Annotated in this window: 19 protein-coding genes; 17 read left to right on the top strand and 2 right to left on the bottom strand. The window is 64.1% G+C overall.

Annotation, left to right across the window (positions count from 1 at the left end; all coding sequences use genetic code 11):
* Positions 1-70: 70 nt before the first annotated feature.
* Both ACO2Q2_RS05845 and ACO2Q2_RS05840 read right to left on the bottom strand, forming a co-directional pair.
* Positions 71-589, bottom strand: a complete 519-nt coding sequence (locus ACO2Q2_RS05845) for a DUF3489 domain-containing protein (RefSeq protein WP_423254833.1) — start codon at positions 587-589, stop codon at positions 71-73.
* 83 nt (positions 590-672) lie between these two features.
* Complete coding sequence (locus tag ACO2Q2_RS05840; protein WP_423254832.1) at positions 673-861, bottom strand: DUF6900 domain-containing protein; 189 nt, start codon at positions 859-861, stop codon at positions 673-675.
* Between the two features lie 118 nt (positions 862-979).
* Here ACO2Q2_RS05840 and ACO2Q2_RS05835 point away from each other — a divergent pair, with 118 nt between their 5' ends.
* Genes ACO2Q2_RS05835 through ACO2Q2_RS05755 form a run of 17 tightly spaced genes read left to right on the top strand, consistent with a single transcriptional unit; the run spans position 980 to position 14,197 of the window.
* On the top strand, positions 980-1,516 hold the full coding sequence (locus ACO2Q2_RS05835; RefSeq protein ID WP_324566907.1) for an elements of external origin: 537 nt from the start codon (positions 980-982) through the stop codon (positions 1,514-1,516).
* On the top strand, positions 1,516-3,477 hold the full coding sequence (locus tag ACO2Q2_RS05830) for a phage terminase large subunit family protein (RefSeq protein WP_423254831.1): 1,962 nt from the start codon (positions 1,516-1,518) through the stop codon (positions 3,475-3,477). Before ACO2Q2_RS05835 ends, ACO2Q2_RS05830 begins: the two co-directional genes overlap by 1 nt.
* Positions 3,478-3,494: 17 nt before the next feature.
* Positions 3,495-3,986 (top strand): hypothetical protein, encoded by a 492-nt coding sequence (locus ACO2Q2_RS05825; RefSeq protein WP_296844189.1) that lies wholly within the window; start codon positions 3,495-3,497, stop codon positions 3,984-3,986.
* Positions 3,986-4,378 carry a hypothetical protein gene (locus tag ACO2Q2_RS05820; protein WP_423254830.1) on the top strand — a complete coding sequence of 131 codons (393 nt, stop codon included), beginning with the start codon at positions 3,986-3,988 and terminating at the stop codon, positions 4,376-4,378. The genes ACO2Q2_RS05825 and ACO2Q2_RS05820 overlap by 1 nt, the downstream gene beginning before the upstream one ends.
* Positions 4,378-4,599 carry a phage head-tail joining protein gene (locus ACO2Q2_RS05815; protein ID WP_324566900.1) on the top strand — a complete coding sequence of 74 codons (222 nt, stop codon included), beginning with the start codon at positions 4,378-4,380 and terminating at the stop codon, positions 4,597-4,599. Before ACO2Q2_RS05820 ends, ACO2Q2_RS05815 begins: the two co-directional genes overlap by 1 nt.
* Positions 4,599-6,083, top strand: coding sequence for a phage portal protein (locus ACO2Q2_RS05810; protein ID WP_423254829.1), 1,485 nt, complete (start codon positions 4,599-4,601; stop codon positions 6,081-6,083). The genes ACO2Q2_RS05815 and ACO2Q2_RS05810 overlap by 1 nt, the downstream gene beginning before the upstream one ends.
* Position 6,084: 1 nt before the next feature.
* Entirely contained in the window at positions 6,085-7,404 is a 1,320-nt protein-coding gene (locus ACO2Q2_RS05805; RefSeq protein WP_423254828.1) for a S49 family peptidase, read from the top strand.
* 3 nt (positions 7,405-7,407) lie between these two features.
* Positions 7,408-7,785, top strand: coding sequence for a head decoration protein (locus ACO2Q2_RS05800; protein WP_239901885.1), 378 nt, complete (start codon positions 7,408-7,410; stop codon positions 7,783-7,785).
* Between the two features lie 14 nt (positions 7,786-7,799).
* Complete coding sequence (locus ACO2Q2_RS05795) at positions 7,800-8,801, top strand: major capsid protein (protein WP_423254827.1); 1,002 nt, start codon at positions 7,800-7,802, stop codon at positions 8,799-8,801.
* Entirely contained in the window at positions 8,801-9,085 is a 285-nt protein-coding gene (locus tag ACO2Q2_RS05790) for a head-tail joining protein (RefSeq protein ID WP_423254826.1), read from the top strand. The genes ACO2Q2_RS05795 and ACO2Q2_RS05790 overlap by 1 nt, the downstream gene beginning before the upstream one ends.
* 12 nt (positions 9,086-9,097) lie before the next feature.
* Positions 9,098-9,523, top strand: coding sequence for a hypothetical protein (locus ACO2Q2_RS05785; RefSeq protein ID WP_423254825.1), 426 nt, complete (start codon positions 9,098-9,100; stop codon positions 9,521-9,523).
* A gap of 6 nt (positions 9,524-9,529) precedes the next feature.
* Positions 9,530-9,709, top strand: coding sequence for a DUF7210 family protein (locus ACO2Q2_RS05780; RefSeq protein ID WP_423254824.1), 180 nt, complete (start codon positions 9,530-9,532; stop codon positions 9,707-9,709).
* A 2-nt stretch (positions 9,710-9,711) separates the two neighbouring features.
* Positions 9,712-10,464: a hypothetical protein gene (locus tag ACO2Q2_RS05775; RefSeq protein ID WP_423254823.1), complete on the top strand. Its 753-nt coding sequence runs from the start codon at positions 9,712-9,714 to the stop codon at positions 10,462-10,464.
* Positions 10,465-10,472: 8 nt separating this feature from the next.
* Complete coding sequence (locus ACO2Q2_RS05770) at positions 10,473-10,871, top strand: hypothetical protein (protein WP_423254822.1); 399 nt, start codon at positions 10,473-10,475, stop codon at positions 10,869-10,871.
* Entirely contained in the window at positions 10,868-11,059 is a 192-nt protein-coding gene (locus ACO2Q2_RS05765) for a hypothetical protein (protein ID WP_296844179.1), read from the top strand. Before ACO2Q2_RS05770 ends, ACO2Q2_RS05765 begins: the two co-directional genes overlap by 4 nt.
* Positions 11,049-11,690, top strand: coding sequence for a DUF6441 family protein (locus tag ACO2Q2_RS05760; RefSeq protein ID WP_296844178.1), 642 nt, complete (start codon positions 11,049-11,051; stop codon positions 11,688-11,690). Before ACO2Q2_RS05765 ends, ACO2Q2_RS05760 begins: the two co-directional genes overlap by 11 nt.
* On the top strand, positions 11,690-14,197 hold the full coding sequence (locus tag ACO2Q2_RS05755) for a phage tail protein (protein WP_423254821.1): 2,508 nt from the start codon (positions 11,690-11,692) through the stop codon (positions 14,195-14,197). The genes ACO2Q2_RS05760 and ACO2Q2_RS05755 overlap by 1 nt, the downstream gene beginning before the upstream one ends.
* The last annotated feature ends 28 nt before the right edge of the window (positions 14,198-14,225 follow it).

The following is a 14,225-nucleotide window of genomic DNA, read 5'->3' as shown; positions in this document are numbered from 1 at the left end:
GACACCCGTAGTAACGCGCTGTTCGATTGAGAAGCCAAGCGAGTCTTGGCCTCTTTCTCGATCTTTTTGATCAGGCAATCCGGTAGATCCGCTCACCGCCCGGCGCCTTGTCCGAAACGATGGTCAGACCGAGTTTTCTCTTGAAGGCGCCGGCGAAGGTGCCGCGCACGGTGTGCGCTTGCCAGCCGGTCACGCCGCAGATCTGAGCAATCGTGGCGCCTTCGGGACGCTGCAGCATCCGGAGCACTTCGGCCTGCTTGCTGTTCTCGCGCGTGCGCGGCTTGGTCTGCTCGATGGCGTCCTTGGCCCACTCAGCCTCGGCCGACGACACGGCGGCCTCGATTTCGGGGTCTGCATCCATGGGCGCATGCGCGGGACGGGCGCGACCCATTGCGTCGTAGCCCTCGGCGGCGACGAACCAGTCGGTGCCGTTGGTGGTGATCAAAGCGCGATTGAAAAGCCCGTCGAGCACCTTCTTGCGTGCGCCGCCTTTGATGTTGTCGGGGAACCAGTCGATCTTGCCGCTGGAGTGTTCGAGTGCGTAGGCCAGGATCGCGTGCTGGGCCGGGGTGAGTTGGGTGCTGGTCATGTGCTGCTCCTTGGCAGTGGTTGATGGGGTGACGTGATGAACGCGCTGTTCGCGATTGAAGCCAAGCGTTCTCGGCTTCTTTTTCAGTCCGCCTTGGCGGCCTGTCGACCCGCCTCGTAAGCGGCCATCAGGGCACTTTTGACGGCCCATACGCTGACATCGTGGAAGTCCAGTTGGTCGCTGTTGCGGGTCTCCAAGGACTCGATGAACAGGTGGTCCAACGCTATTTTCTGAAGCAGGTTTTCCATGGCTTTGTCGGCTGGTTTAGTCATGTGCGTCTCCTTGTGACGTCGTGGATGGTGATGGCATGAACGCGCTGTTCCAGAGGGAAGCCAAGCTCAATCCAGAGGAATGACGATCAAATGATTGAAGGGGCCACCGGTTCTCACCATGGGCATTTCGATACGCGCTTACGCCCGGCACCGTGGCGTGACCGACACTGCTGTTCACAAGGCGATTCGCGCCGGGCGCATCACGCCGGAGGCTGACGGAACCATCGATGCCGACCGGGCGGATCGCGAGTGGGCGCGCAACTCCGATGTGCCCAAGGCAGGTACCCGCGCCAAGGCGGCCAAAGTGGTCGTGCCGGACGCCAGCACACCGCCGAACGATGGGCCTGCCGCCTTACCCACTGGTGGCACGTCGTTGCTCCAAGCCCGCACGGTCAATGAAGTGGTCAAGGCGCAAACTAACAAGGTGCGACTGGCCCGCCTGAAAGGTGAACTGGTCGATCGCCCACAGGCCATCGCGCATGTGTTCAAGCTGGCGCGCTCCGAGCGCGATGCCTGGCTCAACTGGCCCGCGCGAATTTCGGCGCAGATGGCTGCCAGGCTCGATGTCGATCCGCATGCCATGCACGTGGCACTGGAAGCCGCAGTGCGCGAGCACCTGCAAGAGCTGGGCGAATTGCGTCCTCGGGTGGACTGATGCTGGACGTGGATTACGAAGGCGCGGCGGAAATCGAGCGCGCCTGGCGAGAAGGACTGACGCCAGACCCACTGCTGACCGTATCCGAATGGTCGGATCGGCACCGGATGCTTTCCAGCAAAGCGTCCGCCGAACCGGGCCGCTGGCGGACCAGTCGCACGCCGTACCTAAAGGCGATCATGGACTGCCTGTCGCCGACATCCCCGGTCGAGCGCGTTGTGTTCATGAAGGCTGCTCAGCTCGGCGCGACCGAGATGGGATCAAACTGGATCGGCTACGTCATCCACCACGCGCCCGGCCCGATGATGGCGGTCTGGCCGACAGTCGAGATGGCCAAGCGCAACTCCAAGCAGCGGATCGATCCCCTGATCGAGGAGTCGGGCGTTCTTGCAGAGCTAATCGCACCGGCCAGGAGCCGGGACTCGGGCAACACCATTCTCGCGAAGGAGTTCCGGGGCGGCGTCCTGGTGATGACGGGCGCCAACAGCGCAGTCGGACTGCGGTCGATGCCAGTGCGTTACCTGTTCCTCGACGAGGTGGACGGCTATCCGCTTGACGTTGAGGGTGAAGGCGACGCGATTTCACTGGCCGAAGCGCGTACCCGAACCTTCGCGCGACGCAAGATTTTCATCGTCTCGACGCCAACAATCTCGGGCGCGAGCGCCATCGAACGGGAATATGAGGCATCCGATCAGCGCCGCTACTTTGTGCCCTGCCCACACTGCTCGCACCGGCAGTGGCTGCGCTTCGAACAACTGCGGTGGGAGAAAGGCCAGCCGGAAAGCGCCGCCTATGTTTGCGAATCCTGCGATGCGCCGATTTCCGAGCACCACAAGACCTGGATGCTGGAACACGGCGAGTGGCGCGCATTGGCACCAGAGAATGGCGCCAAGACGGCTGGCTTTCACTTGTCGTCACTCTACAGCCCGGTCGGCTGGCGCGGTTGGCGCGAGATCGCCGTCGCCTGGGAACTGGCTGTGAGCAAGGAGTCGGGTTCTGCGGCGGCCATCAAGACGTTCAAGAACACCGAACTGGGTGAGACCTGGGTCGAGGAAGGCGAAGCACCGGATTGGCAACGCCTCGTCGAGCGGCGCGAGGACTACCCGGTCGGTTCGATTCCTCCCGGTGGACTCCTGCTGGTGGGCGGCGCGGATGTCCAGAAGGATCGCATCGAAGCCTCCATCTGGGCCTTCGGGCGCGGCAAGGAATCATGGCTGATCGAGCATCGCGTCTTGATGGGCGACACCGCGCGGGATGCGGTTTGGAAACAACTGGCGGATCTGCTCGCGGAGAACTGGACCCATGCGTCCGGCGCGGCGATGCCGCTGGCACGGTTCGCCTTAGACACTGGCTTTGCCACCCAAGAGGCCTATACCTTCGTGCGGGCCAGTCGCGACCCGCGCGTCATGGCCATCAAAGGTGTCGCGCGCGGCGCGGCACTGATCGGGACCCCCACCGCCGTGGATATATCCAAGGGCGGCAAGAAGCTGCGCCGAGGCATCAAGGTGTTCTCGGTCGCCGTCGGCATTGCCAAGCTCGAGCTCTACAACAACCTGCGCAAATCGGCGGATGTGGCCGAGGACGGTATCACCGCGATCTATCCGGCCGGATTCATCCATCTGCCGCATGTGGACGCGGAGTTCATCCAGCAGCTCTGCGCGGAACAACTCATCACCCGACGCGACCGGAATGGCTTTCCCATCCGGGAGTGGCAAAAGATGCGCGAGCGTAACGAGGCGCTGGACTGCTACGTCTACGCCCGCGCAGCCGCTTCAGCGGCGGGACTGGATCGCTTCGACGAACGCCATTGGCGCGAGCTGGAGCGACAACTGGGGATGGCAGATCCGCCCGACCCCGTGACCACCACAACGACTGACGAGGCCACCCAACGCGGTGGCCTCGCCGTTTCTGGGCCAGGTCGCCGCGCACGCCAGTTGGTGCGCAGCCGCTGGCTCTCCTGATCGACAAAGGACATCCCATGAGTTTGCAGACCCGTATCGAGAGCCTGGTGATTCGCATCGCCCAGGAGTTCAACACGCTCAACGGCAAGACCGGCACGTTGGCGAGCCTGACCACGACCGACAAATCGAGTCTGGTGGCTGCCATCAATGAGCTTCAGTCGGCCGTTCTCAGCGGGACCGGTATCGACGACGCCAACGTGGCGCTGACCACCACCTACTCGTCGACCAAGATCGTCACGCTGCTCGACACGCTCAAGGCCGAGATCCTCGGTGGTGCCGATGCTGCCTACGACACGCTGGTAGAGATCCAGCAGTTGCTACAGGACGGTACCAGCGGCCTCGATGCGCTGCTTGCCGCTGTCAACAACCGCGTGCGCTTCGATGCCGCGCAGACGCTGACCGTCATTGAGCAGCAGCAGGCCAGATCGAACATCGGCGCGGTTGCATTGACGGCCATCGGCGATGCCGACACCGACTTCGTCGCCGTGTTTGAGGGAGCACTGGTCTGATGTCGCTTTCCGACCGCATCGCATCTCTCGCCGCGCGCATCGGCATCGAAGTGAAGACCAAGATCGATGCATCTCATCCAGGACTTGCTCGCGCGTGGGTGAGCTTCGGCTACGTCAACGACCAGATGGTGATGCATGGCGCTCGCAACGTGGTGAGCGTGGAACGCCTGGCGACCGGTCGTTACCGCGTCCATTTCACGCAGCCAATGCCGGATGCCGATTACTGCTGGGTTGCACTGGCCCGCAGCAGCACCGACAGCGGCACGCAGCGCATCGCAATCGCGCGTGCCAGCGCCGACCAGAAGACTGCCGAGTACGTCGATGTCTCCTGCGCCACGATGGCGACGTCGTTTGCCGACTCCACCGAGATCAACCTGGTGGTGTATCGCTGATGGCCTATACCCAGTCCCAACTCGATGCGCTTGAAGCCGCACTGGCCAAGGGCGAGCGCCGCGTGAGTTTCGGCGACAAGACCATCGAGTACCGCACCGTCGAGGAGTTGGCTACCGCCATTCGCGAAGTCAAGCGCGGCCTGTTCGAAGACGCCGTGGCCACCGGACTGTGGCCAGGTGCCCCGCGCCAGATCCGCGTCACGACCCGGAAGGCCACCTGATGAGCTGGTTCTCCAAACTTCGGCGCGGCATGTTTGGCGGCCCGTCGCCGACTTACGACGGTATCGGCGGTGGTCGACGTGCGATCGCCTGGCAGGTCGGAAATCCTGGTGCCGTTGCCGCGCTGGCCTTCACCCAGAACGAGCTCCGCGCCAAAAGCCGCGATCTGGTGCGACGCAACGCGTGGGCGGCCGCCGGCGTGGAGGCCTTCGTCGCCAACGCGATCGGCACGGGGATCAAGCCGCAGTCGATGCTTTCGGACAACGCACTGCGGGAAGCCATTCACGCCCTCTGGTGGGACTGGTGCAGCGATGCCGATGCAGCCGGCTTGACCGACTTCTACGGCATGCAAGCACTCGCCTGCCGGGCAATGCTGGAAGGCGGGGAGGCACTGGTGCGGCTGCGCTATCGCCGACCCGAAGACGGTCTGGCGGTTGGTCTCCAGCTCCAGCTGCTCGAACCCGAACACTTGCCCACGACGATGAACCTGGAGCTACCTTCCGGCAACGTGGTTCGGGCCGGCATCGAGTTCGATCGGCTCGGCCGCCGCGTCGCCTACCACCTGTATCGCTCGCACCCCGGTGATGGCGCCTTGGCGCCGATGTCCGGCACGGGTGGCATGGACACCGTGCGCGTGCCTGCCTCCGAGATCATCCACCTGTTCCGTCCGCTGCGCCCTGGCCAGATCCGGGGCGAGCCGTGGTTGGCGCGGGCGCTGGTCAAACTCAATGAGCTGGATCAGTACGACGACGCCGAACTGGTGCGCAAAAAGACGGCGGCGATGTTCGCGGGCTTCATCACCCGCCTGGCGCCCGAGGACACCCTCATGGGCGAAGGGCTGGCGGACGCCAACGGCGTGTCCCTGGCAGGACTGGAACCCGGGACCATGCAGTTACTGGAACCTGGCGAGGACGTGAAATTCAGCCAACCGGCAGACGTCGGTGCCAGCTACGCCGAATTCCTGCGCATGCAGTTCCGGGCCGTCGCTGCCGCGATGGGCATCACTTACGAGATGCTCACCGGTGATCTGACGCAGGTGAACTATTCGTCAATCCGCGCCGGATTGCTGGAGTTTCGTCGCCGCTGCGAAGCGATCCAGCATGGCGTAATCGTCCACCAGCTCTGCCGCCCGATCTGGCGCGCATGGATGGAACAGGCTGCGCTCGAAGGTGCACTCGATCTGCCGGGATTTGTCGAACGCAAGCGGGAATACCTGGCCGCGAAGTGGATTCCGCAGGGCTGGCAGTGGGTAGATCCGAAGAAGGAGTTCGACGCGATGCTCACCGCGATTCGCGCCGGACTGCTCTCACGTTCCGAAGCCATTTCCGCCTTCGGCTACGACGCTGAAGACATCGACCGGGAGATCGCGGCCGACAACCAACGCGCCGATGAGCTGGGGCTGGTCTTCGACTCCGACCCGCGCCACGACAAAGCGCCCATCGCGACGGCCGCCCCGGCTCCGGCGCAAGAACCCCAGGACAACTGACATGCAGCTCGTACACCTGGCGTCCCGTCTCTACGGGACGCCGCTTCTTATTGCTCGTTCGAAACTGGACGTGATCTTGTCCGTTCTCGGTCCACGCATCGGACTGCCCGAGATCGAGGCCGCCGTCCCGCTTCCCACTACGAAAGGCGGCACTGCGGTCGGGCAGCCCGGCATCGCGATCATTCCCGTGCACGGCACCCTGGTACGACGAGCGATGGGACTGGAGGCGGCGTCTGGCCTGACCTCCTATGGCGAGATCGCCGCACGCCTCGACGCTGCGCTGGCGGACCCACAGGTCAGCGGCATCCTGCTCGACCTCGACTCCCCTGGTGGCGAAGCGGGTGGCGTGTTTGAGCTGGCCGAGCGGATTCGCGCCGCCAACGACATCAAGCCGGTCTGGGCGCATGCCAACGACTCGGCGTACTCGGCGGCATACGCGATTGCAGCCGCCGCATCGCGCCTGACCCTGTCGCAAACCGCAGGTGTGGGCTCCATCGGTGTCATTGCGCTGCACGTCGACCAGTCCGTCAAGGATGCCAAGGACGGTGTCGACTTCACCGCGATCTACGCCGGTCACCACAAGAACGACTTTTCTCCTCATGCGCCGTTGTCGCCGCAGGCGGCTTCCACCCTGCAGTCGGAAGTGGATCGGCTCTACGGGATCTTCGTCAGCCAGGTCGCGCAAATGCGAGCTCTGGACAGCGATGCCGTGCGGGCGACCGAAGCCGGTCTGCTCTTCGGCGAGGCTGCTGTGACGGCAGGCCTGGCTGACGCGGTGATGAGTTTCGATCAGGTCCTGATCGAGTTCTCCAACGCACTGGATGCGCAACGCCGGCTGGCGACACCCAGTACGGGCGCCGCGAAGCGCGGCCCGCTCGCCCGTGCCTCGCCTGCTTCACGGAACGCACGCCCGCAGATTTCCAGCCAACAACAGTCTCATTTGGAGAGAACCATGACCGATCACGAACAGCAGCCCCCTCTGGACGAATCCGAGCCGGAGACCACGCCAGACCCGGCAGACACCCCAGCGCAAGAACCCGCTACTCCGCCCGTGTCTGCATCGCTCGTCGGTGCGCACGCCAACGGCCGGATCGAGGCACAAGCCATTGCCGAGATCTGCCTGATCGCAGGCACGCCACAGCGCACAGCGGAATTCCTCGCATCCGGCATGAACGAGGCCCAAGTCCGCCGCGCACTGCTCGAGGCTCGCGCTGAACAGCCAGAGATTACCTCGCGCATCACCGCCGATGCGGGAACCACCGTGCGACCGGAGAGCAGCCCGGTCGTTGCCGCCGTCAAGAAACTCGCCACGAAGGAGTAAGCCATGTCTGCCATTCAGGAAACCAACAACCTCGGTGATCTCCTCAAGTACGAGGCGCCGAATCTCTATTCACGCGACCTGGCCACTGTCGCTGCCGGGCAAAACCTGCAGCTCGGCGCCATCGTCGGCCGCGACAGCACGACCGGCAAGCTGAAAGCACTCGACCCGGCCGCCACCGATGGCACTGAGAACGCGGTCGGCGTGCTTGCCGCTGACGTGGACGCGACCCTGATCGACCGGGAAGACGCGCTGCTTATCTCCCGCCACGCCATCGTCGCTAGCCATGCCTTGGTGTGGCCGGTCGCCATCACCCCCACCGAGAAGGCCACTGCGATCGCTCAGATCGAAGCGCGTGGCGTCCTCGTCCGAACCGCCGCCTGAGTTAGGAGACAACCATGCAGAACCCTTTTACCAATCCCGCGTTCTCGATGGCAGCGCTCACGGCGGCCATCAACATTCTTCCCAACCGTTATGGCCGCATCGAGGATCTCGGTTTGATGCCGGCCAAGCCGGTGCGCCAGCGACAGGTCATCGTCGAGGAGATGAACGGCGTACTGAACCTGCTGCCGACCTTGCCGCCGGGCGCCCCGGGCACGATCGGTGTGCGCGGTAAGCGCACCTTGCGTTCGTTCGTGATCCCCCACATCCCGCATGACGACGTCGTCCTGCCGGAAGAGGTTCAGGGAATCCGCGCCTTTGGCTCGGAGACTGAAACGGAAGCCGTCGCGGGCGTCATCGCGCGCCACCTGGAGACCATGCGTAACAAGCACGCGATCACGCTGGAACACCTGCGCATGGGTGCACTCAAGGGCGTCATCCTGGATGCCGATAGCTCCGTGCTGTACGACCTGTTCGACGAGTTCGACATCACGCCGCAGACCATCGCCTATGACCTCGGCAATGCCGGCACCAATGTGAAGGCGAAATGCCTCGCGACCCTGGCCGCGATCGAGGACAACCTCAAGGGCGAATTCATGACCGGTGTGCACTGCCTGTGCTCACCCGAGTTCTTCGCCGCCCTGACCGGCCATGCCAAGGTCGAGAAAGCGTTCGAGAACTGGCAGCAGGGTGCCATCCTGATCAACGACGTGCGCCGTGGCTTCACCTACGCCGGCATCACCTTCGAGGAGTATCGCGGGCAGGCAACCGATCCCACCGGCACCACCCGTCGCTTTATCGCGGCTGGCGAGGCCCATGCCTTCCCGCTGGGCACGGTGGATACCTTCGGTACCTACTTCGCGCCGGCTGACTTCAACGAGACGGTCAACACCATCGGGCAGACGCTCTATGCCAAGCAGGAGCCGCGCAAGTTCGATCGCGGCACCGACCTGCATACCCAGTCCAACCCGCTGCCCATGTGCCACCGCCCGGGTGTGCTCGTGAAGCTGACGGTGTGATGGTGCGCATCGAGGACTTCTATGAGGCCGCTAGCCGGTCTGGCTTGCTGGTGGATGCGGAAATCGATAGCCACACCATCGCTGTCGATTTCCGCTCTCCGGACGAGAGCGTCCTCGACGGGCTCGCCCTGTCTGCCGACTACACGATCCGCTTTCCAGCCTCGGTGCTGCCTGCCCTGGCAGCGGGTAACACCGTGTCCATCGCTGGCAACACGTATCGCGTCCGCGATATCCGCAGCATCGGCGACGGCAGCGAACGGCGCGCTTCACTCTCTCGACTCTGAGGACTCCCGCTCATGAACTCCATCCGCGAGCGCATCTTGCGGGAGGTCGTCGCTCGTCTCGCTGCGGGAGTGGCGCCCATGCCGGTGCTGCGCTTTCCGACCGTGCCGGTGACGCGGGAAGCCAGCCCCGCGCTGCTGCTATTTGCCGAAGGCGACAGCATCACCGCGCATGCCAACAACCTCGTCGACCGGCTGCTGATGGTCCGTTTGGTAGCCGTGGCTCGTGGGGACGATGCCTTCGATCAAGCCGATCTGGCCGTCGTCGCCGCCCACGCAGCCCTAATGAGCGACACCAACCTTGGCGGTCTGGCGCTGGCCCTGCGCGAGGTGGATTGCGAGTGGGACCCGGAGGACGCCGACGCCGGAGCCGTGGCGCTGCCTGCTCGCTACGAGATCCGCTACCGCACCCACGCACTTGATCTGACCCGACCTGGATAGCCCGACATGAACATCGAACTACTGAAACCCCATACCCATGCCGGCGTCAGCTTCGCGCCGGGCGATCTGCTCGTCCTCGACGAGGCCGCTGCACGCTGGCTGATCGACGCCGGCGTCGCCAAAGCCACCGACGGACTCGATGAGCCGATCGGCACACCTCAACCCACTGCACGCAAGGGAGACTGACCATGCCTTACTTTTCTGGACAAGGGCGCGTTTACATCGGCGCCCGCGACATCACCGGCAAGCCCCAGGGTTTGAGCTACGTGGGCAATGTGCCCGAGCTCAAAGTCTCTCTCTCGGTTGAAACCTTGGAACACCAGGAGTCCACCAGCGGCCAGCGCCTGACCGACCTGCAGCTGATCAAGACCAAGAAGGGTGAGTTCGCCTGCACGCTGGAAGAGCTGATCGCGGTCAACCTGGGCTTGGCGCTGTACGGCACGACCACCGACCAGGTCAGCGGTACGGTGACCGCCGAGGTGCTGCCTAACCCCGTCACCCTTGGCAGTCTCTACCTGCTGGCCAAGCAGAACGTCTCGACAGTGGTGGTCAAGGATTCCACCGCCACCCCCAAGACGCTGCCGGCAGGCCAGTACACCCTCAACGCCAAGCATGGTTCGCTGGCGATCAACGACAAGACCACCGGCGGCCCCTACGTGGAGCCGTTCAAGGTGGACTACGCCTTCGGCGCGGCCCAGAGCACGGCGATGTTCACCCAACCGCTGCCCGAGCGCTGGCTGCGCTTCGAGGGACTGAACACGGCTGACGGCAACCGCGAAGTCGTGATCGATCTCTACCGCGTGGCAATCAATCCGGCCAAGGAGCTTTCGGTCATCACCGACGAACTGCTCAAGTTCGAGCTGTCGGGCCAGGTGCTGGCCGACACTCTGAAGCCTGCCGCCGGCGATCTTGGCCAGTTCGGCCGCATCGTGCTGCTGTGAGGTGAGTGATGAACGACTTCGACGCGTTTCCACCCACCCCGCTGACCTTGGAAATCGCGGAGATCGTGCTGGCGATCACGCCCATTCGCATCGGCGAGATCCCGGCGCTGCTCGCTGCGGTTCGACCCTTCGCGCACCGATTGGTCGACGGCGATCCGGACTGGCTGGCGCTCCTGGCGGACAACGGCGACGCGCTGATCACGGCAATCGCCGTGGCCTCACGCCGTCCCCAGGAGTGGGTCTCAGGGCTGGCGATGGACGACGCCATCCGACTGGCCACCGCCTTGTTTGAGGTGAATGCGGATTTTTTCGTGCAGCGGGTGGTGCCGACGATCCAGCACGCCGCCGCCCGGATCAACGCTCAAATGAGCGGTCCCTTGGCTGGGCTCACGCCATCCACCGTTTGATCCATGCCGGACACCGGCTGCCGGATGTCCTGGACTACACGCTCGCGCAGATGACTGCGTTTCTCGATGCCGAAATGCATCGTGACCGTGAGCACGCCAGTCTGCTTCTTGGGGTGACGGCGGTGGCCAGCCAAGGCGACAAGCGATCCATCGAACGGCTACAGCGGGAGCTCGATCGTGAAGATTGATCTGACCGCCTCAGGACTGTTCGATGCTCGGCAATTCAATGCCTGGTCCACCGAGCGCCGCGATGCCATCCGGGCGGCGCTCAAGCGCGGTATGCAATCCGGTGGCCGCGAAGTACGCGACGCGGCACGCACGCAGATGCGCGGTGCCTTCAACGTCAAGCGCAACAGCTTCGTCTCCTCAATGCAGGCCAAGGTGCTGGACAAGAAGACCGATCGCCTGCCGGCCTTGCTGGTGGGCAGCAAGATCCCCTGGCTGGGTTTGCACGAAAAAGGCGGCACGGTCTCCGGCAATCTGCTGATCCCGCTGCTTCCTGGACGGATCGGGCCTAAGCGCTTCAAGGCAGTGGTCGATGGCTTGCTGCGATCAGGCAACGCGTTCTTCGTCGAGAAGAACGGCAAGGTCATCTTGATGGCCGAGAACATCCGCGAGAACGCCTCCCAACTCACCCGCTTCAAGCGGGCCGAGCGCGCTCGCACTGGCGCCAAACAGATCAAACGCGGCCAGGAGATTCCGATCGCCGTGCTGGTCAAGTCCGTCTCCCTCAAGCGGCGGCTGGACCTGACCGGCGCTGTCCAGCGGTCCCTGCCGCGTTTGGCAGGCGCAATTCAGAAAGAACTGGCGAAATCCTGATGGCCAACAACCGCGCACAACTGCTGATCACTGCCGTCGACCAGACCCGTGGCGCCTTCGATTCCATCAAGCGCAATCTGGGTGACCTGGGCAACGCGGCGCGATCCATCAATGGATTGCTCGGCACGCTCGGACTTGCCGTATCGGCGGCCGGTCTCGGCGCGATGGTCAAGGCCTCGCTCGACTCGGCGGACTCGCTGTCCAAGCTGTCGCAGCGGGTCGGGATCACTGTCGAGTCGCTTTCCACCCTGATCCCAGTCGCGGATCTCGCCGGCGTCTCGGGAGAAAAGTTCGAAGGTGGCTTGCGCAAGCTCGCCACCCGCATGCTGGATGCGGCCACCGGATCGGACGAGGCAGCGCGAGGATTCGCTGCGGTCGGCGTCTCCATTCAGAACCAGGACGGAACGTTGCGCGCGACGGATCAGGTCCTGCTCGACCTGACCGACCGCTTCAAGGCAATGCCCGATGGTGCCCAGAAGACCGCGCTCGCGGTGGATCTCTTCGGCAAATCGGGCGCCGACCTCATCCCGTTCCTCAACCAGGGGCGTGATGGCGTCGAGGCGCTGACGACGGAGTTGCAAGCCCTGGGCGTGCAGATTGGTGGCGACACCGCTGCACAGGCCGAGGTGTTCAACGACTCGCTCGCCAAGGTGCGACTGGCGATCACCAGCATCGGCAACCGAGTGATCGAAGCATTCCTGCCGGCCATGAACGACATGGCCAACGGGATGGTGGAGTCGGCCAAACAAGGAGGCTCGCTTCGCGCGATCCTGGATGGCGTGGTGCTGGTCTTGAAAACCCTGGCGCTGGGTGCCGCCACGGTAGGCAAGGCATTCGTAGCGCTGGGCGAAGCGATCGGGGCTGGCATGGCGGCCGCTGTCGAGGCGCTATCCGGCAACGTGTCCGGTGCCAAAGCCATCATCACGGAACTCAAGGGCAGTCTGGTCCAGCGTCTGGATGAGCTAGCCAATTTCCGTGACAGCCTATTCGATCCTAAGCCAATTGAGGTACGGGCGCCGGCGATTGTTGCCGATCCCACTCTGATCGACCGGCTGCGGCCTACCGGACGGGCAAGCGGCGACAACGGGGCCGCAAGACTGGCGCTGGCCAAGGCACAGGCGGATGCCGAGCTCAAGTTGCTCAAGGACGTGCTGGATCGGCAGTCGCGTGACCTGGATGAAGCACTCGATGGGCGGCTGATATCGCTGGCGGACTACTACGCCGCCAAGACGGCCCTGGAAACGCGCGAGATCGACGCCGAGATCGCACGCACACAGACCTTGTTGGCCGAGCAGAAGCGCATCGCGGCGTCCGGTGCTGACGAAGGCGCACGGATCAAGGCCCGTGCCGAGGTGGCCAAGATCGAGGCCGACCTCATCGTGCTCAACAACAAGCGGGCCGATGTCGAGGTCGCCAACGCGCGCAAGGCCGCCGACGCCGAGCGTTCCTTGCGTGATGAACTGGCCCGCGTTCGGGAGGAGTTGCTCGATCTCACCGGTGCTGCAACCGGTCAGGACCGTCGTGCTGCGGTAGAGCGCCAGTACCAGTCACTCATCGAGCGCCTCCGAGCCGAGGGCGACACCGAGGGTGTGGCCACTGTCGCGCGCCTGATCGACGTGAAGGTTGCGGCAGCGGATCTGGCCACCTATGAACGCCAGTTCAATGACGCGCTCAGCCGCATGCGGGCCACCGAGGAATCCATCAATCTGCAGCGCCAATCGGGCCTGCTGACCGAGTCGCAGGCACGCGCACAGATACTGGCCCTGCACCGGGAAACCGGGGTGACCCTGGAATCTCTGCTGCCGCAGCTCGAGGCCAGCGCCACGGCGATCGGTCCTGACGCATTGGCGCGCGTGCAGGCGTGGAAGAACGAGATTGCCCAGGTCAAGCTGGTGGTGGACGACGTGGCTGTGGCCATCGACGGCGCAGTCCAGGATGGGTTCGCCCAGATGTTCGAGGCCATCGGCAGCGGCGCCAAGTCTGCGAAGGACGCTTTCGCCGATTTCGCGAGATCCGTGCTGGCGGCGATCAACCGCATTGCCTCGCAGAAGCTCGCCGAATCGCTATTCGGGAGTTTGTTCGGGGGCGGTGGGACGGGCGGCACGGGAGGCTTCGGCGCGCTGGTTTCATCCTTCTTCAAGGGATTTGCGACGGGCGGCTACGTGACCGGTCCGGGCACATCTACCAGCGACTCGATCCCGGCACGCCTATCCGCCGGCGAGTACGTGGTCAACGCCGCAGCCGTGAAGCGTGTCGGTGTGGCCTTTCTGAAGTCGATCAACGGCATCTCAGCCGGACCGAGAGTGGCAGGCCCGACGCTGGCATTTGCCGCCGGCGGTCTGGTGCCCGAAGCAGCCCCGGCGCAGGCCCCGGGCCAGTCAGTGCGCATCGTCAATGTCATCGATCCTGCGATGGCCGCCGATTACCTGAACTCCTCCTCAGGCGAAAAAACCATCCTCAACATCCTGCAGCGCAACGCCGGCGCCGTGCGACAGGTATTGAGCTGATCGATACACCGAATCCAGCAAGGACCAA

Source organism: Dyella sp. KRB-257 (genome assembly GCF_049445995.1).
In the GTDB taxonomy this organism is placed as follows: domain Bacteria; phylum Pseudomonadota; class Gammaproteobacteria; order Xanthomonadales; family Rhodanobacteraceae; genus Dyella_A.
The sequence above is the reverse complement of the archived record's forward strand: the minus strand, read 5'-3'. Positions and strand labels throughout refer to the sequence as shown.

Bases quoted from the DNA above. Each gene is read 5' to 3' on its own strand.
- ACO2Q2_RS05830 (WP_423254831.1), top strand. From the start codon at position 1,516: ATGCTGGACGTGGATTACGAAGGCGCGGCGGAAATCGAGCGCGCCTGG.
- ACO2Q2_RS05845 (WP_423254833.1), bottom strand. From the start codon at position 589: ATGACCAGCACCCAACTCACCCCGGCCCAGCACGCGATCCTGGCCTAC.
- ACO2Q2_RS05840 (WP_423254832.1), bottom strand. From the start codon at position 861: ATGACTAAACCAGCCGACAAAGCCATGGAAAACCTGCTTCAGAAAATA.
- ACO2Q2_RS05805 (WP_423254828.1), top strand. From the start codon at position 6,085: ATGCAGCTCGTACACCTGGCGTCCCGTCTCTACGGGACGCCGCTTCTT.
- ACO2Q2_RS05770 (WP_423254822.1), top strand. From the start codon at position 10,473: ATGAACGACTTCGACGCGTTTCCACCCACCCCGCTGACCTTGGAAATC.
- ACO2Q2_RS05780 (WP_423254824.1), top strand. From the start codon at position 9,530: ATGAACATCGAACTACTGAAACCCCATACCCATGCCGGCGTCAGCTTC.
- ACO2Q2_RS05825 (WP_296844189.1), top strand. From the start codon at position 3,495: ATGAGTTTGCAGACCCGTATCGAGAGCCTGGTGATTCGCATCGCCCAG.
- ACO2Q2_RS05810 (WP_423254829.1), top strand. From the start codon at position 4,599: ATGAGCTGGTTCTCCAAACTTCGGCGCGGCATGTTTGGCGGCCCGTCG.
- ACO2Q2_RS05775 (WP_423254823.1), top strand. From the start codon at position 9,712: ATGCCTTACTTTTCTGGACAAGGGCGCGTTTACATCGGCGCCCGCGAC.
- ACO2Q2_RS05815 (WP_324566900.1), top strand. From the start codon at position 4,378: ATGGCCTATACCCAGTCCCAACTCGATGCGCTTGAAGCCGCACTGGCC.
- ACO2Q2_RS05820 (WP_423254830.1), top strand. From the start codon at position 3,986: ATGTCGCTTTCCGACCGCATCGCATCTCTCGCCGCGCGCATCGGCATC.
- ACO2Q2_RS05790 (WP_423254826.1), top strand. From the start codon at position 8,801: ATGGTGCGCATCGAGGACTTCTATGAGGCCGCTAGCCGGTCTGGCTTG.
- ACO2Q2_RS05755 (WP_423254821.1), top strand. From the start codon at position 11,690: ATGGCCAACAACCGCGCACAACTGCTGATCACTGCCGTCGACCAGACC.
- ACO2Q2_RS05800 (WP_239901885.1), top strand. From the start codon at position 7,408: ATGTCTGCCATTCAGGAAACCAACAACCTCGGTGATCTCCTCAAGTAC.
- ACO2Q2_RS05835 (WP_324566907.1), top strand. From the start codon at position 980: ATGGGCATTTCGATACGCGCTTACGCCCGGCACCGTGGCGTGACCGAC.
- ACO2Q2_RS05785 (WP_423254825.1), top strand. From the start codon at position 9,098: ATGAACTCCATCCGCGAGCGCATCTTGCGGGAGGTCGTCGCTCGTCTC.
- ACO2Q2_RS05795 (WP_423254827.1), top strand. From the start codon at position 7,800: ATGCAGAACCCTTTTACCAATCCCGCGTTCTCGATGGCAGCGCTCACG.